Here is an 18,420-nt window from a genome sequence, read left to right on the forward strand (position 1 = left end):
CGCCCGTCCGGATGCGGGGGTGTCCGGCGGTTCCCGCGCGTCGGTGTGACCGGCCGAGGGGCCTCAGCGTCCGGGGGACCGTACGCCGGCGAGCTGTTCGTTCATGGCCGTCAGGAAACGCAGGACCACGGACAGTTCGTCCTCGCTGAAGCCTGACCGGACACTCGCGGTGACCTCGGCGAGCGGCCGGAAGTGGGCGCGGGCCGCCGACTTGGCGTCGGGGACCCAGTACAGGTGGACCACTCTGCGGTCGGGGCTGTCCCTGACGCGCCGGATGTGGCCGGCCCGTTCGAGCCGGTCCAGGCAGGCCGTGACGGCACCCGAGGTGAGCCCGAGGTGTTCCCTGAGCCTGCCAGGGGTGAGCGGCTCGGGAGCGTCGAGGATCGCGGCGAGTGCCTGGACGTCCGTGGCGTGCAGTCCGTGTTCGCCGGCGAAACCGTGCACCAGCCGGTTGACCTCGCCGTTCATCCGGCGGAGCTGCACGGCGAAGGCCTGGAGGCCGGTCTGCGCGGCGCGCTCGCGCTCCGGTCCCCCGCCGGGGTCCCGCTCACCCGCCCGGTCGTCGGAGTCGTCTGCTCTGGCCACGCGGGTCAGCCTATAGAAGTCGGCGGCGACGGCTGGTCCCCGAGCCGCCGGCCCACCGGCTGGATCCGGGGGCTCTCCCGGCTCGGTGTCACCATCTGCCGTACAGGACTGGGCGCACGGTTCTACGAAGTGGCCCGGTCGGACGTCGGCCAGACGTACGGAAGGTCGTCGGGAACGTCCGGGAAGAACGGGGTGTAGATCTCCGGTGCCTTGCGCACCAGTGCCGACTGGTGGCTCCGGTGGAAGGCGGGGTCTCCCAGCCAGGGTGGTAGCTCGTGGTCGTCGGCGAGCTGCTCCTGGACACGTACGGTGGCGCCGGGACGGTGCCTGGCGAAGTCGGTGGTGAGGGTGGAGGCACACGTGTCGGCGCGCGCTTCCGCCGTCCACATGGCGCACACCTCCAGGCCGTAGCGGACCAGGGCCTCCTCGTAGCCGGCCCACATGCGTACCGCGGGATGGTGTCGCCATCCGTAGTCGGGGACGATCAGGCCGCGCAGCACCTGGAGGGCCTCGACTCGCTGTTTGCCCAGACGTGCCTGGTCCAGCACCGCGGCGGACTGCGTGAAGTCGGGATACGGGAGAAAGGTCTGCACGCAGGATGCCTACCGCGGCCGGCCCGTTCTCAAAGATCTCGTCGTGGGCGGCCATCCGGTTCGCTCCGACACCGGTCGGGACGCCCGCCGGGGTCACCGGGTGGTACGGGAGACGCCGGCGGGCATGGCCCGGCGGGCGAGTGTGACGGTGCCCGCCACGATCGCGGCGAAGACGGGGCCGGTGGCGATGTGCAGGATGCCGAGGACGACGGGCTCGTCCCCGCGGTAGTAGACGACCTGCAGCGTGGCGTTGACGACGTTGACGGCGACGCAGATCCAGGTCGAGACGGTGTAGACGCGCCGCAGTGGCGCGACGAGGCGCCAGTCGGCCGGACCGCCGCTGACCTTGTTCAGGATCACGCCGGTCAGGGGGCGTCCGATCACGATGCTGACGACGCAGACGGCGAGGACGACGAAGGGGATCAGGGCGGGTACGAGGAAGAAGCCGCGCGCTTCGCCGGTCAGCGCCGCGACCGTGGCGCACACGGTGACCGTGGCGAGGCCGATGACGGCCTGGCGCAGCTTCTCCTTGCGGACCAGCCGCCAGGCGAACGCGGCCACGGCCACCACCGCGGCGGTGATCACTCCCGTGGTCAACGACGCCAGGGCGTTGGCCACCAGGAACGCGATGGTGGGAAGGGCCGCGACCAGCACACCGGCCGCCCGCTGCCGCCGGACGCCCCGGCGGGCGCTCGGGCCCGTCGCCTCCGCGGGATGGGACGGGGAGTGCGGGGCGGGGCTCACGCTCGTCCTCCTGCTGTCTGAACCGGTCCTGTGCATGTTCATCCCCTCGTGGTCGTCGTGACGGTGGCGGTTGTGGTGCGCCGCCCTCGGAAGCCGGGCGGGCGCCGGGAGTTCGGGCCGTGGTGGCGCGGTCAGGCGGAGAACATCGCCCGCTTGAGGGCCGGCACCCGGTCCGCCACCCGCAGCAGGGTGCGAAAGGCGGTTCGCGGCAGAAGGGCCTCCGTGCCCGCGTGACGCGCGTTGCGCAGGGAAGCGGCCACCGCCGGATTGGCGTAGCCCCGCATCCGGGCCTCGTAGGCCGCCACGGCCGTCACCAGATCGCAGCGGCCGGCCGTGACCTCGCGCAGGGCGCGGCGCAGACCGGCCGCGTCCCGCAGTGCGGTGTTGGCGCCGACTCCGGCCATCGGGGTCATGTTGTGGATGGCGTCGCCCAGCAAGGTCACGTTGCTGGAGTCCCAGCTGGTCAGTTCGGGCATGCTGCGCAGGGCGACCGGCGCGACCGAGTCGACGTCGCACCGGTCGACCAGGGTCGTCAGTGCGGGCGACCAGGTGCGGATACGGGAGAGCACCAGCTCCCGCAGGGCCGCCGGGGTCTGCCGCGTCACGTCAGGGGGCAGGGAAGCGCGGTCGGCTATGTAGGCCCAGACCACATAGGGTCCGCCACCGGTGTGCTCGGCGGTCAGGGGGATGCCGGTGCGCCAGGCGCATACGAACATCCAGCCGGGTCCCGCGGGCACGATGCTGTTGGGCGTGCCGTCCAGGATCTCGGCGGGCAGCCCGGCGGTGGCCTCGGGGGTCAGCGGGGTGCGTCCGGCGACGGTGAGGACCCCGGTCTCCTGTCGGGTGATGCCGGGCAGATACTGCCGGCGCACCCGCGAGTCGCTCGCGTCCGCGCCCACCAGCAGATCCCCCTCGGCGTAAGTGCCGTCGGCGAAGTGGGCGCGTACCCGACCGGTCGGCAGCTGCTCGTAGCGCTCGAACTCCTTGCCCCAGTGCACCCGCTGCTCTGGGAGCCCCTCCAGCAGCAGGTCGCGCAGGGCCAGGCGGCCGACCGAACGGCGGCTGCCCTGGCGGCCGTTGCCGACGCGGGTCAGGCGCCGCAGCCGGTGGTCGTAGAAGCCCGCGGTACTGCCGGCGTACCCGGCACCGGCGTCGATCCTCGACCAGTTCGCGGGCGGCACGCACTCCCGCAGCGCGGCACAGCCCGCCTCGTTCAGGTGCAGGCCGTACCCCTGAAGACCCACGGTGCGATCCGAGCGGCGCTCGAAGACGTGCACGTCGACGCCGTCGCGATGCAGCCCCTGCGCCAGGGCGAGACCGCCCAGGCCTGCGCCTATGACCAAGACCTTCATGTCCACTCCCACGTCCACTCCCTCGGCGGTTGCTCCACACAATGTCATTCATCTTGATGACAAAGTCAAACAGACGAATGACAAAATCACATGGGTGGATGAACTGGGAGGTCAGGGCTATGCTCTGCACTCATGGCAACGGACAAACGCCCCCGTCGGGCCCCTCAGGAGGCCGACCGCCGCAGGGACTCGGGGCGCACTCGGGAGCGGATCATCAGCGCCGCCGTCGGCGAGTTCAGCGCGCACGGGTTCTCCGGCGCCCGCGTCACCCGCATCGCCAGGGCCGCGGGGGTGAACGCGCAGCTGATCTCGTACCACTTCGACGGAAAGGCCGGCCTCTACCAGGCCGTTCTCGAGCGCGGCACCAGCGCCCTGGACCCGCTGCCCGCCGCCGACAAACCGCTGAGCGACATCGCCGCCGACTACGTACGCATCACCGGCCGCAACGCGGACATCACCCGCCTGCTCGCCTGGGAGGGCCTCGGCCACACCCCCGAAGCGGGCGAGCACGCCGGTATCGAGGAGCACGGCCAGGGACGGGCCGACTTCATGCGCCGCATCGTCGGCCAGCTCCGCGAGCGCCAGGCCGGTGGCGAGTTCCCCGACGACCTCGACCCCGGCCACCTCCTGCTGGCCCTGTACGCCATGGCCAGCGCGCCGGTCCTGCTGCCCCAGGTCGCCCGCCAGATCTTCGGCGCCGACGCCGACCGCGCCGACTTCCAGGAGATGTTCGCCCAGCAAGTCGCCCGCCTCGTCGCACACTTGGCCACCGGCGACGCCACACCCTGACTTCCGGGACAGGACGTCCGTCAGGCGGCCCGGGCGGTGGCAGGGATGGTCCCACCGGGTCGCGGCGGGCGGTCACGTCGGCGAGTTCGCACACGTCGGGCCGCCCTCCGTGACGGTGCAGCCGAGCGGCGGGACCGGTGGGGCCGGTCTGCCAAGACCGGGTCGGGCCGGGTCGCCGCTGCCGGTGGCGGCGCGCAGGGACGGTCCGGCCTCGAAGGGGTCGAAGGCCAGGGCGCTGCCCGGTGGAGCGCGGCGCGGCCGTCCCGTTCCGCGGCGCCGACCATCTGTTACGATGGAGAAGGTATCGTTCAATACCGTTTCACGAGATACGCCTACCGCTGACGCGCACCGCGCACCGCGAGGAAGGTGAGACTCATGCCGGAACCCACCGCGCACGTCGCCGTCGTCTACTACTCCGCGACGGGAACGGTCTTCACGCTGGCCGACGGGATACGCGCCGGCGCCGCCGACGCGGGGGCCGAGGTCCGCCTGCGCCGCGTCACGGAGACCGCGCCCGCCCAGGCCGTGGCACGCAACGGCGCCTGGATGGACCACATCTCCGCCACCCAGCACATTCCCGTCGCGACGCACGAGGACCTGCTGTGGGCGGATGCCGTCGTCTTCGGCACGCCGTCCCGCTTCGGGAACGTCGCCGCCCAGCTCAAGGCGTTCATCGACACCCTGTCCGGGCTGTGGCACCAGGATCTGCTGGCGGACAAGGTCTACAGCGGCTTCACCTCGACCGCCTCACGTCATGGCGGCCAGGAGTCCACCCTGCTGGCCCTGTACAACTCCGTCTACCACTTCGGCGGCGTCATCGTCCCGCCCGGCTACAAGGATCACGTGATCGACGGCCCCGGCAACCCGTACGGGACCGGCCATGTCACCGGCGAGGCGGGAGACATCGCCGTCGGCGAGGAGTCCCTGAGCGCCGCCCGCGCCCAGGGCCGGCGTGTGGCGGAGACGGCGGCGGCGCTCAAGGCGGGCTTCGCCGCGAAAGCACGGTGAAACGCCACCCGTCCGCAGACGTCCGCGCGACACCCTTCCGCACGACGTCCCCACGACGCTTCTCCGCACAACGCCTCTCCACACGACGTCTCTCCACACGACGCCTCTCTGCACGACGTCCGCGCGGCGCCTGTCCGCCGGCGCAGCGGACCTCGCCGGCTCGATCACCGCGCTCCGGGCTCACGGCCGCCAGTACAGCGCGGGGTCGGGGTGATCGGTGAAGCCGAGTCGGCGGTAGAGCGGTTCTCCGTCGGCGGAGGCGTACAGGTCCGCTCGGGCCACCTCGCGTTCCCCGAACCAGTCGAGCAGCCCCCGCATGATCGCGCGACTGTGTCCGCGCCGCCGGTACGCCGGGTCGGTGACCACACCGATCACGTGCCCGATCCTGCCGTTGCGCAGATGCGGGCCGGGCAGCCGTTGTTCGATGGTCGCGATGCCACAGGCGGCGAGCCTCCCGTCGCCGCCACCGCCCGCGTCGTCACCACCGTCGCCGTCCACCACGAGGATGCGCACGTCGGACGCGGTCAGTTGTTCCTTCAGCACCACGGCCAGGGCGTCCAGCCACTCCTCGTCCGCCGGCTCGGGACGGAAGAAGTGACCGCCCAGGTTCTCGAACAGCAGGGCTCGCAGACGTACGAGCTCCACCAGGTCGTACTCCACCGCCTGCCGGACGTCCGGCCCGTTTCCCGTGCGTTGTCCCATGCCGACCAGACTGATGTAATGGCCTTATGCACCTCAACCCTTACGGTGAGGACGCCGTGAACCTGGCCGCGGATCTGGCCAATCGGCGTCCAGCCGACGCCGGGGAGCTCGCCGACCGCTGCCGCGCCGCCGGACTGGTGGTGGAGGACCCGCCCACTCCCCAGGACCTCGACCGCGCCCTGGACGCGCTGAAAGCCTGGGAGGAGGTCGTCGACGCCACCGACGAGATCGAACGCGCCGAGCTGCTCAACCGGATGCTGGCGGCGGCCGCCGCCCACCCGCGGATGACCAACCACGCCGGCAGCGGCTGGCACCTGCACTTCCGCGACGACCGGCAGACACTCGGCTCCGTACTGATGTCACTGATCGCCGTGGGCACCGCGCTGCACCTGACCGGGCGTGGCATGCACCGCCTGGGGCGCTGTGCCGTGCGCGAGTGCGCCACGGTCTTCGCCGACACCTCCCGCACCGGACGGCAGCGGTACTGCTCCCCGCGCTGCGCCAACCGCGACGCGGTACGACGCCACCGTGCGCAGTCCCCCGTGAAGCGCTCCCCGTGAGCACTCCGTGCGACATTCCGCGTGACGTTTCGTGTGACGTTTCGTCGCGCCGACGTCCTCGGGTCAGCCGAGTTCGTTCCGCGCCAGCCGCTCCAGCGCGGCGGCGGCATGGCGCAGGACGGAGATGTGGCCGTCGGCCGGGTGGAGGCCGAGTTCCGAGCGGGGGCACCGGCTCGCGAGCCACCGGCCGTGGGAGGAGGGGACGACCCTGTCCTGTCCGCCGTGCAGCAGGAGTACCGGGCCCGTGATCGTCCGTGGATCGCATCCCCACGCGCCGACATAGGCCAGGTCGTCGTCGATCAGGCCGCCCGGGCCCGCTTCTACGGCGGGGCCGACGACATCGTGGAACCAGGACCACTCGCCGGCGAGGGCGGCGTGGTCGGCGGCGGTGAACATGCCCGGGTCGTACGTCGCGCGCGCCTCGTGGCGCGCCTTCTCCTCGCGGCCCGCGGCGGCCGCGGTCAGCGAGGCCCGGCCGGAGTCGTTCATGCCCGCGAACCAGTCGAGCCCCTCGGCGCCGAAGGGGGCCGGCCCCGCCACGCTCACCGTGCCGAGCACCCGTTCCGGCAGCAGGGCCGCACACGCCAGGGCGTGCGTTCCACCGCCCGAGTGGCCCATGAGCGCGAAGCGGCCGACGCCCAGCGCGTCCGCGACCCGGGTGACGTCGGCGGCGGCCGATGCCACGTCCCGGCCCGGCAGCGGGGTCGATCCGCCGTAGCCGGGACGGTCGTACGACACCCAGCGGACGCCCAGCCGCTCCGAGGCGGCGAAGAGGGGCTCGGGCGGCGCGCCGATGTTGGGCGTGCCGTGGTGCCAGACGACGGTGAGGCGAGCGGACGCGTCCGCGCCGGTGTCGTAGACGTGGAGTCTGCGTCCGTCGGCCAGTTCCAGGTCGCGCTCCGTCACCTCGGTGCCCATGGCCTCGGACCTCTCCTTCGCGCAGTCGTCAGGTGCCGCAACCTACCCGGTCCGGCGGAGGCCACGGTCCGCCTTCTCCCACGCCTCGGACGCCTCAGTCATGTACGGGACGGTCGCTGATCCTGTGGTCGGCCAGGTTGAGGGCCTCGTCCACCACCCGGCGCAGGTGGCCGTCGCGCAGCGCGTAGACGACCCGGCGGCCCTCCTTGCGCGTGGTCACGAGTCCCGCGAGACGGAGCCGGGCCAGGTGCTGGCTGACGGCAGGGCGGGCGGCACCGCAGCTCTCGGTGAGGGTGGTGACGTCGGCCTCGCCCTCGGTCAGGGCGTGCAGCAGCGCCAGACGGGTGCGGTCACCGAGCAGGGCGAGCAGTTCGGCGGCGAGGGCGAACTGCTCCTCGCCGGGTGTGCGCGGGTGCGCATCGGTGGCAGGTGACAGATGCATGCGTGCGCTCATATGCACATAATGGAGCGGTGGACACCGTCGTGTCCACCGACGCCGCGCCGCCTTCCCGCCCGCGTACCGGACGGCCCGGAAAGGGGACCCTCGTGAGCCACCACCACCACGCACCCGGTCACGCCCACCCGCACAGCCACGAGGACGGGGAAGGGCATGGCCACGGGGGCGAGCACGGGCACGGGCACACTCCCGGCGCTCCAGGAATCGCCGGCCGCCGACGGCAGCGGCTCGGGCACCGGCTGCGGCATCTGCTGACGCCGCACTCGCACGAGGCCGCCGACAAGGTGGACGCGGCGCTGGAGTCCTCCGCCCGGGGCATGCGGGCCCTGTGGGTCTCGCTGGCCGTGCTCGGCGCGACGGCGCTCGTCCAGGCGGTGATCGTGGTGGTCTCCGGGTCGGTCGCGCTGCTGGGCGACACCGTCCACAACGCCGCGGACGCGCTCACCGCCGTCCCCCTCGGCATCGCCTTCGTCCTGGGCCGCCGCGCCGCCAACCGCCGCTTCACCTACGGCTACGGGCGCGCCGAGGACCTGGCCGGCATCGCCGTCCTGCTGACGATCACCGCGTCCGCGGCCTTCGCCGCCTGGGCCGCCGTCGACCGGCTGCTCGACCCGCGGGACGTCCAGCACGTCCCGGCGGTGGCCGGCGCGGCCGTCGCCGGGTTCATCGGCAACGAGTGGGTGGCCCGCCACCGCATCCGTGTCGGCCGGGAGATCGGCTCCGCCGCCCTGGTCGCCGACGGTCTGCACGCCCGTACGGACGGGTTCGCCTCGCTCGCCGTCCTGCTCGGTGCGGGCGGCGCGGCGCTGGGCCTGCGGTCGGCGGACCCGATCGTCGGACTGCTGATCACGGCGGCCATCCTGCTCGTGCTGCGGGACGCCGCCCGCGAGGTCTTCCGGCGCGTCATGGACGCCGTGGACCCGGCCCTCGTCGACTCCGCGGAGACGGCGCTGCTGGGGGTCGACGGCGTGCGCGAGGTGAGCGAGCTGCGGTTGCGCTGGATCGGTCACCGGCTGCGCGCCGAGGTCGCCGTCGTCGTCGACGGGGAGTTGTCCGTACGCGCGGCGCACGCGGTCGCGGTCGCGTGCGAGCACGCGCTGCTGCACACGGTGCCCAGGCTCGGCGCCGCCCTGGTGCACGCCGATCCGGCGATCGCCCCCGGCGAGGCCGATCCGCACCTGGCGCTGGCCCATCACGCACCGGTGCTCCGCACCCCTGCGCCCCACACCCCGGCCCGTCGTCCACGGGAGCGGACGCGGGCCGGCCGCGCCTCGGCCTGACCCGGCCGCGGTGCCCGCTCAGTGGTCGTGCGGTTCGTCCCGGTGGACCGGTCCGTGGGCGTCCTCGCAGTGCCCCGGGTCGTCGAGGAGCTTGCGGTCGCCGGGGAGCGCCACCTGGAGCACCTGCTCCGAGGCGTGGTCGACCTGGAGCGTGGTGTGCGTGATGCCGTAGTCGTGGCGCAGGAGTTCCTCCAGGTCCCGGCGGACCGCGTGGCAGTCGCCGGCGGGCTGGGCCAGGACGTGCGCGGACAGGGCCGCCTGGCCCGAGGTGATCTGCCAGACGTGCAGGTCGTGCACCTCGACCACGGCAGGCAGGGCGACGAGCCGGTCGCCGAGCGCGTCCGGGTCGACGTCCGCGGGCGCGGCCTCCAGGAAGATGCGGCCGGAATCACGCAGGAGCCCGTACCCGGCCTTCGCCATCAGGCCCACCACCATCAGCGTGGCGATCGGGTCGGCGCGGCTGAAGCCGGTCAGGACGATCACCAGCGCGGCGACCGCGGTGCCGACGAAGGCGAACAGGTCGTTGAGGATGTGCTGGTAGGCGCCCTCGACGTTGAGCGAGGAGCGGTTGGCGTGGGAGATGCACCAGGTGGCGGCCACGTTCACGGCGATGCCGACGAGGGCCGTGACGAGCATCAGGCCGCCCTCGACCGCGGGCGGGGCGATGAGGCGGCGTACGGACTCGTACGCGAGCCAGGCCCCGAGGAGCAGCAGCGTCAGGCCGTTCGCCTGCGCCGACAGGATCTCCGCGCGCTTGAGTCCGTACGTGAAACCGCCGCGGGCCGGCCGGGCGGCGAGCCGCATGGCGATCAGGGAGAGCACGATGGACGCGGCGTCGGTGAGCATGTGAGCGGCGTCGGAGATGAGGGCCAGGGAACCGGCGATGACACCGACGACGACCTCGACCGCCATGAACGCGGTGATGAGGGTGAGCGCGATCGCCAGCCAGCGGTGGTCGGCGCCCGCCGACACACCGTGCGAGTGCCCGCCATGACTCCCCGAGCCGTGCTCGTGCCGCTGCGCGCGCCCGGATCCGTGGTCATGACCGTGATCGCTCATGCTGTCCGTGTTCCCCCTGTGCGTCGAGTGCCTCGATCGAAGTGAAACGCACGGCCGGGCATTCGGCAAAGGCTGCACCGGTCACCGTTGTCATCTTCGGTAGGGCGCCCTTGACCTGCGGCGACGCATTCGTCGGCCCAGAGCGTCCGCCGACCGCTGTCCGCCGGCCGTCTGCTGCTGTCCGCGGGCCCGGGCGGGCGGGGGGTCCTGTCGGCTCTGGAGCCGGTGCCGTTCATGGTGCTCGGCCCGGTCCGCACCCGGCGGGCGGAGAGCGAGACGGAACGCCGCCCACCGCCGTGCCGCCCGCCGCCGTGCCGCTCACCCCCCCCACCGCCGTGCCGCTCACCGCCCTGCCGCCGTGCCGCCCTGGACGTCGTACACGGCCGTCGACGAGCCGCGGCGACGCCGGCGCTCCACCGTGCCGTGCACCCCGGCCGACCCCGGACGGCCCCGGACGGCAGGTGGACAGCCCCGTGCCGGCGTCCGCCGCTCCCCTCGATGACCGGAAACCTCATCCCCCGCACGGTCCACGGCAACGAGTTCGCGCCGTTCTTCGAGGGGTCCGGGGACCCCGCACCGGCCCGGAACCCGGCGGAACGAACCGGAAGCCGCCCTGGGTACAGGCGCGGGCAGGCCGCCCGCCTGCCCGCTCCGTGCTGCCGAAAGAGCATGATCCACAGGGTCGCGGACGGTGCCGAACTGGCCAACCTACTGGCGAGTACGAATCGCGGCTATTCACACCCAAGTGATGAATCCCACCCTTTTGCCCCGCGCGAATTCCGATTATGCGAGACAGAACTGTTGAAGGATTCAATTTACATCGAGGGAAACAATACGTTTCCCCGCGCGCCCTCCCGCGCCCCTTTTTGACTTTTCGTCAGGAGTCATTTCCGCAGGCCGCCCCAGTGGGCGACCAGCACCCGAACAGTGGTCGACCAGCCGCTCAACTGCCCAGGAACAAAGCACCTGTTGCCCGTCGACACGGGAATCCGAAGCCGCCATGTCAGCAGTGTTACGTATGGTAACTCCTGCCTCCTTGAGAGTTTGACTTTCACCCGGATGCGCAATAAGCATGAGCGTGCTTCGCATCGGCCGCGGCTTGTTGTGAAGCGCAAGCGCTCTCCGCTCTCCCCCACCATTCCTCACTCCCGTGTGATATTGGAGCGTTCGCGTGCCTGTGTCGAATATCGATACTTCCGGCCTGCTTGCTGTCGACGACATCGTCATCGCCGTGAACCCGTTCGCCGTCCCGTCGGCACGGGTGACCGCCGCCGCCGTGCGGGCCGGTGGTCTGGGCGTGCTGGACCTCACCGCGGGCGGGCGCCGGGCCGCCGAGGAGCTCGCGCTCGCCGGCGAATGGTCGCCCGCCGGTTTCGGCGTACGGCTCCGGGACGACGACGCCTTTCCCGCGCGGGAACTACCCGACGGTGTGCACACCGTCCTGCTGACCGACGACGCCACCTGCACCCCCGCGGACTTTCCGGACCGTCGCGTGCTCGTCGAGGTCACCGGCCACGAGCAGGCGTTACGGGCCGCCGCGGCCGGCGCTGACGGACTGATCGCCCGGGGCCACGAGGCAGGCGGAGCGGTCGGCGAGCTCAGCACCTTCGTCCTGGTGCAGCAACTGCTCGCCGACGAGACGTTCGCCCTCCCGGTCTGGGCCTGCGGCGGCGCCGGACCGTACACCGCGGCGGCCGTCGTGGCGGGCGGCGGCGCCGGGGTCGTCCTGGACACCCAGCTCGCCCTGCTCAGCGAGGCCGAGGCGGGGCTGCCCGCCGGGACCCGCGCCCTGCTCGCCGGACTCGACGGCTCCGAGACCACCCTGGAGGCGGGCCGCCGCGTCGTACGCCGCCGGGGAGCCCCGGACGGCGCCCCGGCGCCCGAGATCGGTCAGGACGGTTTCCTCGCGGCCCGCTTCCAGGAACGCTGGGGCACCGTCCGGGCGGCCGTGCGAGCCGTACGGGACGCCGCCCTCGACGCCCTGAAGGAGGCCGGCCCCGCGCTCGGCGCCGGCAGTGCGGGCAGCCGCGCGCTCGGGACCGAACTGCCGGTCGCCCAGGGGCCGATGACCCGGGTCAGCGATCAGGCCGCGTTCGCCGCCGCGGTGGGCGGACACGGCGCGCTCCCCTTCGTCGCGCTCGCGCTCTCCGGCGCCGAGCAGACCCGCGCCCTTTTGGAGCGCACCAGGGACACGCTCGGCGACGCGCCCTGGGGCGTCGGCGTCCTGGGCTTCGCGGACGAGGAGATCAAGTCCGCCCAGCTCGCCGTCGTACGAGAGATCCGCCCCTCCCACGCGATCATCGCGGGCGGCCGTCCCGCGCAGGCCGCCGCACTGGAGGAGGCGGGCATCTCCACCTTCCTGCACGTGCCGTCCCCGGGCCTGCTGAAGCAGTTCCTGGAGGCGGGCGCGCGCAAGTTCGTCTTCGAGGGCGCCGAGTGCGGCGGACACGTCGGACCGCGCAACAGCTTCCCGCTGTGGGAGGCACAACTCGGCGTGCTGGACGACTTCCTGGCGGGCGCGAGGAACGGCACGGCGGCCGAACTGCACCTGCTGTTCGCGGGCGGGGTGCACGACGAGCGGTCCGCCGCGATGGTCACCGCCCTCGCCGCGCCGCTGAGTTCCCGGGGTGCCGCCGTCGGCGTGCTGATGGGCACGGCGTACCTGTTCACCGAGGAGGCGGTCAGCGCGGGCGCCGTGCTGCCGCTGTTCCAGCGTCAGGTGATCGCCGCCGAGCGCACGGACCTGCTGGAGACCGCCCCGGGGCACGCCACCCGCTGCGTTCGCAGCCCGTTCACCGACGAGTTCGCCGCCGTCAAGGAGGAACTGGCCGCCCGCGACGTGCCCGGCCGCGAGGCCTGGGAGCGGTTGGAGCGGCTCAACGTGGGCCGGCTGCGGCTGGCCAGCAAGGGGATCGAGCGGGCCGGGGGCGAACTGCGCGAGGTGAGTGAGGAGAGACAGCTCGCCGAGGGCATGTTCATGGCCGGTGAGGTGGCCGTGCTGCGCTCGGCCGTCACCACCGTCGCCGCCCTGCACGCCTCGGTCACCACCGGGGCAGCCGCCTTCCTCGCCGGCCGGCTGGCAGCCCTCGGCCTCGCGGAACCGGCCGCCGTCCCGTCCCCCGAGCCACTGGACATCGCCGTCGTCGGCATGGCCTGCATGTTCCCCGGCGCCCCCGACCTCGCCACCTTCTGGGCCAACGTGCTGGCGGGCGAGGACGCCGTCACCGAGGTGCCCGCGACCCGCTGGGACGCCGGTCTCTACCACTCCGCGGACGGCTCCGGGACGGGTGAGAGAACCCCGTCCCGGTGGGGCGGCTTCCTTCCCGAAATACCCTTCGAGCCACTGCGGTACGGAATTCCGCCGGCCTCCCTGCCCTCCGTCGAACCCGTGCAGCTGCTGGCCCTGGAGGCCGCGCGCCGGGCCCTGGAGGACGCCGGCTACGCCACCAGACCCTTCGAACGGGCCCGCGCCTCGGTCGTGTTCGGCGCGGAGGCGGGCAGCGACCTGTCCAACGCCATGACCCTGCGGTCCGTGCTGCCCTCCTACCTCGGTACCGTGCCGCCCGCGCTGGACGCGCAGTTGCCGCGCCTGACCGAGGACTCCTTCCCCGGCATCCTGGCCAACGTCATCGCGGGCCGGATCGCCAACCGTCTCGACCTCGGCGGCGCCAACTACACCGTGGACGCCGCCTGCGCCTCCTCGCTCACCGCGGTCGACGTGGCGTGCAAGGAACTGACCGGCGGCACGAGTGACCTGGTGCTGTGCGGGGGCGCGGACCTGCACAACGGCATCAACGACTACCTGCTCTTCGCCTCGGCCCACGCCCTGTCCCCCTCCGGCCGCTCGGCCCCCTTCGACAGCGCCGCCGACGGCATCGCGCTCGGCGAGGGCGTCGGCTGCGTCGTCCTCAAGCGGCTCGCCGACGCCGAGCGCGACGGGGACCGGGTGTACGCGGTCATCAAGGGCGTCGGCAGCGCGAGTGACGGCCGGGCGCTGGGGCTGACCGCTCCCCGTCCCGAGGGCCAGTACAACGCGCTGACCCGGGCGTACCGCAACGCGGGTGTCTCGCCCGCCGAGGTCGGGCTCGTCGAGGCGCACGGCACCGGGACCGTCGTCGGTGACCGCACCGAACTCGGCGCCCTCACGCGGGTGTTCGAGGAGGCCGGCGCCGAGCCGGGCAGCTGCGCTCTGGGGTCGGTGAAGTCGCAGATCGGTCACACGAAGTGCGCCGCCGGGCTGGCCGGCCTCATCAAGACCTCGCTGGCCCTGCACACCGGTGTACGACCGCCGACCCTGCACCTCACCGAGCCGAACCCGGCCTGGGACGCGGGCAGCAGCCCGTTCGCCTTCCACACCGAGGCCCGGCCCTGGGCCGCCGCGCCCGCGGAACGCGTCGCCGGTGTCAGCGCCTTCGGCTTCGGCGGCACCAACTTCCACGTCGTGCTGCGGGCCCACGAGGACGGGCCACCGCCGGTCACCGCCGCCCAGCAGTGGCCCGCCGAAGTGTTCACCTTCCGTGGCGCGGACCGGGCGGCCGCCGCGCGCGCCGCGGCCGAGCTGCTCGCCCTGGTCGAGGCGGACCCCGGCCCGTACGAGCCCTGGCGGCTACGGGACTTCGCCCTCGCCGCGTCCCGGCGGGCCGAGGCCGCCGCGCCCCGCGGTCTCCCCGTGCACATCGCGTTGATCGCCACCTCCACCGACGAGCTGAGAGACCTGCTCGGACGGGCGGCGGCGGGCGAACACAGCCCGGAGGACGGCTTGTTCACCGCCTCCCCGGAGGCCGGGCCGCCAGCCGCCGGCCCGGGGGACGGCCTGCACGTCTCCGCCCCGGACGGTGGCCGGTCCGTCGTCCCAGCGGACGACGCGGGCGTCGCGATGCTCTTCCCCGGGCAGGGCAGCCAGCGCCCCGGAATGTTCGCGGAGCTGTTCGTGGCCTTTCCCGAGCTCCAGCGTCATCTGCGGCTCGACCAGGCGACGGCCCGCGTGCTCTTCCCGCCCACCCCGTTCGACGAGGCGAGCCGCAAGGAGCAGCGGGAGCGGATCACCGACACCACGCTCGCGCAGCCCGCGCTCGGCCTGACCTCACTCGCCGCCTTCCAGCTCCTGAGCAGGGCCGGGATACGGCCGGCGATGGCCGCGGGGCACAGTTACGGAGAGCTCGCGGCGCTCGCGGCGGCCGGTGTCCTGTCGCCCGCGTCCCTGGTGCGGGCCAGCCACGAGCGGGCCGCCGCCATCCTGGGCGCGACCGGCGGCGGCGATCCCGGCACCATGGCCGCCGTGACCGCACCCGAACCGGAGGTCGCGACGGCCCTGACCGAGGCCGGCCTCGCCGGAACGGTGGTGACGGCGAACCGCAACTCCCCGCGCCAGACGGTGATCTCGGGCCCCACCGAGGACGTGCTCCGCGCCGTGGAGCGGCTGCGTGCCCAGGGACTGAGCGCCCAGCGCATCCCGGTGGCCTGCGCGTTCCACAGCCCGCTGGTCGCGGCCGCCGGGGAACGGTTCGCCGAGGCGCTCACCGAAGTCCCCCTGGAGGCACCCGACTTCCCGGTCTGGTCGAACCGTACGGCCGACCGCTACCCGCGGACACCCGGGGCGGTCCGGGCCGAGCTGGCCGCCCAGATCGGCGCGCCGGTCCGGTTCGCCGACCAGATCGAGGCGATGTACGAGGCCGGGGCCCGGGTCTTCGTCGAGGCCGGCCCCGGTTCGGTGCTGACCCGGCTGGTGGGCGCGGTGCTCGGCGACCGGCCGCACCGCACGGTGGCCCTGGAGGACGGCCGCCGCACCGGACTCACCGGGTTCCTCGCCGCGCTCGCCCGGCTTTCCGTCGCCGGGGTGGACGTCAGGACCGGGTGGCTCTTCCAGGACCGGGACGCGCGCGACGCCGCCCGCGCCACGCGTCACAGGCGCGCCTCCTGGACCGTCGACGGCCATCTGCTCCGTACCGCGGACGGTGTGATCCCCGCCGCCGCACTCCATCCCGCCGAGCGTGTCCCGGAGGCCCTCATGACCAGCAGCGGCACCTCGCACGGACCGGCGGCCGTGACCGGCTCCGAGGCCCTGATCAGCGAGTTCCTGCGCACCAGCCGGGAGATGATCGCGGCGCAACGGGACGTGATGCTGGGGTATCTGGGCGCCGACCCGGGGGTACGACCCGCCGTTCCCGCCCCGGTCACCTACGCCACCGCCGGCGCCCCCGCCCCGGTCACGTACGCCGACGCCCCTGTCTCCGTGACGGTGCTGCCGGCGACCCCCGTGCCCGCGCGGACCGGGGCGGCGAACGGCTCGGTGCTGTCCGTCGTGCTGGAGGTCATCGGTGAACGGACCGGCTACCCGGTCGACATGATCGAACCCGACCTCGACCTCGAAGCCGACCTCAGCGTCGACTCCATCAAGAGAGCCGAGATAGCGGGAGAACTCGCCACCCGCCTCGGACTCACCACCACCGGTGACACCGACACCGGCATCGAGGAACTGACGAAAGCCCGTACCGCCGCGAGCATCGCCGCACTGGTGGAACGGGTGACCGGGACGCGAACCGACCGGGCGGCCCTGCCGGGCCGGACTCCCGCGGACGCCGTGGCGGGCACCGCCCCGACCGCCGAGACCGTCCTCGCCCTCGTGCTCGAAGTGATCGGCGAGCGGACCGGCTACCCCGTCGACATGATCGAACCCGACCTCGACCTCGAAGCCGACCTCAGCGTCGACTCCATCAAGAGAGCCGAGATAGCCGGAGAACTCGCCACCCGCCTCGGACTCACCACCACCGGCGACACCGACACCGGCATCGAGGAACTGACGAAAGCCCGTACCGCCGCGAGCATCGCCGCACTGGTGGCGGGCGTCCGGGGCGAGGTGGCCGGCCCCGGTCCCGCGGCGGACGCCGGGGCCGGGCCCATGGAGGACGGGGTCGCCACCGCCGAACCCGTCGTCGTGGCGCCCGGGCGGCTCGTGATGCGGGAGTTCGACCTCGAACCCGCGCGACCGAGCACCGCCGCGGACCAGTTGGCGGGCCGAAGATTCCTGCTGCTCGGCCACGGACCGGTCGCCGAGGCGCTGACCGTACGGCTGACCGCACTCGGCGCCCACGCGGTGACCGCCGAAGAGCCGCCCGCCGGGGCCGAGTTCGACGGTCTCGTCCACCTCGTCGCACCGGACTCGCCCCCCGTCCTGCCGGACGTCTATCCCGCGTACCGGCAGGTGCTGGCCGGCGGCCCGCGCTGGGTCCTGGCGGCGGGGGCCGCGGCGGGACTGCGCGGCTTCTTCCGCTCCGTCGCGCGCGAGTACCCCGACACCGTGGCCCGGGTGGTCGAGCACTCCCCCGGCACCGCACCCGAGGACCTCGCCGCCGATCTCGTCGCCGAACTCACCGCCCCCGACCGCGAACCGGTCGTGCTGCGCTCGCCCGGGGCGCGGCGCGGGCTGCGCATGACCGAGGAGGGCCTCGGCCTGCTCGGGAGCACGGGCGCGGGCCCCGCCGGGGACGGCGCGGCCGAGGCCACCGCGCTCGGCCTCGACTCCACGTCGGTCGTCCTGCTGGTGGGCGGCGCCCGGGGCATCACCGCCCGGTTCGCCGCGACCCTGGCCGCCGCGAGCCGCTGCCGGATCGAACTGTTCGGCCGCACCGCCCTGACCGAGGGCGAGGAGGACCCCGCCGTCGCCGCCGCGCACAGCGCGGGCGAACTGCGCTCCGCGCTCATCGCGGGCGGTCTGCGTGTCCCCGCCGAGATCGAACGGACGATCGGCCGGATCCAGGCGGAACGCGAGGTCCGCGCCACCCTGCGCAGGCTCACCGCGCTCGGCTCCGAGGTGCGCTACCGCGCCGTCGACGCGCTGGACGGCGACGCCGTGCGCCGGGCCGTGAAGGAGATCCACGCCGAGCACGGCCGACTCGACGGTGTCGTGTACGCGGCCGGCGTGATCGAGGACAAGCTGATCGCCGAGAAGAGCCCGGCCTCCTACGACCGGGTGTTCCGTACGAAGGTCGACGGCGCGCGCGAACTGCTCGACGCCGTCGGTGACCTGCCCGACGGCCCGCGGTTCGCCGTGCTGTTCGGCAGCATCGCGGCGACCCTCGGCAACCGCGGCCAGAGCGACTACGCCGCCGCCAACGACGCCCTGGAGTCCCTCGGCGCCCGCTGGGCTGCGTCCGGGCCGGGCCGCCGGGGCCTCACCGTCCACTGGGGCCCGTGGGCGCCGACCGGCGACGGCAACCACGGGATGGTCACCCCCGAGCTGATGCGGCACTACGCGGGGCGGGGCATCCAGCTCATCGACCCCGAGGAGGGCACGGGCAGTCTGCTGCGCGAGCTGGCGTGGGGACCCGCGGCCGACACCGCCGTCGTCTACACCGCCTCGGGCTGGTGACCGGC

At 73.4% G+C, this 18,420-nt stretch carries 13 protein-coding genes; 5 read left to right on the top strand and 8 right to left on the bottom strand.

All coding sequences use genetic code 11. The annotated features are described in order from the left end of the window. Positions 1–63: 63 nt before the first annotated feature. From ACFV2J_RS09375 to ACFV2J_RS09390, 4 genes are all read right to left on the bottom strand, one after another. Complete coding sequence (locus tag ACFV2J_RS09375; protein WP_385087674.1) at positions 64–585, bottom strand: MarR family winged helix-turn-helix transcriptional regulator; 522 nt, start codon at positions 583–585, stop codon at positions 64–66. Positions 586–707: 122 nt separating this feature from the next. Beyond that, positions 708–1,178, bottom strand: coding sequence for an MSMEG_6728 family protein (locus tag ACFV2J_RS09380; RefSeq protein WP_385087675.1), 471 nt, complete (start codon positions 1,176–1,178; stop codon positions 708–710). A 93-nt stretch (positions 1,179–1,271) separates the two neighbouring features. After that, on the bottom strand, positions 1,272–1,922 hold the full coding sequence (locus ACFV2J_RS09385) for a DUF3159 domain-containing protein (protein ID WP_385087677.1): 651 nt from the start codon (positions 1,920–1,922) through the stop codon (positions 1,272–1,274). A gap of 131 nt (positions 1,923–2,053) precedes the next feature. Continuing rightward, positions 2,054–3,274, bottom strand: coding sequence for an FAD-dependent oxidoreductase (locus ACFV2J_RS09390; RefSeq protein WP_385087679.1), 1,221 nt, complete (start codon positions 3,272–3,274; stop codon positions 2,054–2,056). A 132-nt stretch (positions 3,275–3,406) separates the two neighbouring features. Between ACFV2J_RS09390 and ACFV2J_RS09395 the strand changes: the two genes are divergently transcribed. Continuing rightward, complete coding sequence (locus tag ACFV2J_RS09395) at positions 3,407–4,063, top strand: TetR/AcrR family transcriptional regulator (protein WP_385437946.1); 657 nt, start codon at positions 3,407–3,409, stop codon at positions 4,061–4,063. Between the two features lie 375 nt (positions 4,064–4,438). Then, the gene (wrbA, locus tag ACFV2J_RS09400; protein WP_385083359.1) at positions 4,439–5,071 is read left to right on the top strand and encodes an NAD(P)H:quinone oxidoreductase; all 633 of its coding nucleotides are present in this window, start codon (positions 4,439–4,441) and stop codon (positions 5,069–5,071) included. Positions 5,072–5,251: 180 nt separating this feature from the next. Here wrbA and ACFV2J_RS09405 read toward each other — a convergent pair whose 3' ends face one another. After that, entirely contained in the window at positions 5,252–5,773 is a 522-nt protein-coding gene (locus tag ACFV2J_RS09405) for a GNAT family N-acetyltransferase (protein WP_385083361.1), read from the bottom strand. Positions 5,774–5,799: 26 nt separating this feature from the next. On the opposite strand from ACFV2J_RS09405, the gene ACFV2J_RS09410 reads away from it, so the two are divergent. Next, positions 5,800–6,333, top strand: coding sequence for a CGNR zinc finger domain-containing protein (locus tag ACFV2J_RS09410; RefSeq protein ID WP_385083362.1), 534 nt, complete (start codon positions 5,800–5,802; stop codon positions 6,331–6,333). A gap of 63 nt (positions 6,334–6,396) precedes the next feature. Here the strand turns inward: ACFV2J_RS09410 and ACFV2J_RS09415 are convergent, their stop codons facing one another. Together ACFV2J_RS09415 and ACFV2J_RS09420 are read right to left on the bottom strand one after the other, a co-directional pair. Beyond that, positions 6,397–7,251: an alpha/beta hydrolase gene (locus tag ACFV2J_RS09415; RefSeq protein ID WP_385437951.1), complete on the bottom strand. Its 855-nt coding sequence runs from the start codon at positions 7,249–7,251 to the stop codon at positions 6,397–6,399. Positions 7,252–7,345: 94 nt separating this feature from the next. Beyond that, positions 7,346–7,705 carry an ArsR/SmtB family transcription factor gene (locus ACFV2J_RS09420; protein WP_385083366.1) on the bottom strand — a complete coding sequence of 120 codons (360 nt, stop codon included), beginning with the start codon at positions 7,703–7,705 and terminating at the stop codon, positions 7,346–7,348. A 92-nt stretch (positions 7,706–7,797) separates the two neighbouring features. On the opposite strand from ACFV2J_RS09420, the gene ACFV2J_RS09425 reads away from it, so the two are divergent. Beyond that, on the top strand, positions 7,798–8,988 hold the full coding sequence (locus ACFV2J_RS09425; RefSeq protein ID WP_385083388.1) for a cation diffusion facilitator family transporter: 1,191 nt from the start codon (positions 7,798–7,800) through the stop codon (positions 8,986–8,988). An 18-nt stretch (positions 8,989–9,006) separates the two neighbouring features. Here the strand turns inward: ACFV2J_RS09425 and ACFV2J_RS09430 are convergent, their stop codons facing one another. Then, on the bottom strand, positions 9,007–10,047 hold the full coding sequence (locus ACFV2J_RS09430; RefSeq protein ID WP_385083367.1) for a cation diffusion facilitator family transporter: 1,041 nt from the start codon (positions 10,045–10,047) through the stop codon (positions 9,007–9,009). Positions 10,048–11,218: 1,171 nt separating this feature from the next. Between ACFV2J_RS09430 and ACFV2J_RS09435 the strand changes: the two genes are divergently transcribed. Then, on the top strand, positions 11,219–18,415 hold the full coding sequence (locus ACFV2J_RS09435) for an SDR family NAD(P)-dependent oxidoreductase (protein ID WP_385437953.1): 7,197 nt from the start codon (positions 11,219–11,221) through the stop codon (positions 18,413–18,415). Positions 18,416–18,420 lie beyond the last annotated feature (5 nt).

Origin of the sequence: Streptomyces sp. NPDC059668 (assembly GCF_042734135.1) — a bacterium.
Classification (GTDB): Bacteria; Actinomycetota; Actinomycetes; order Streptomycetales; family Streptomycetaceae; genus Streptomyces.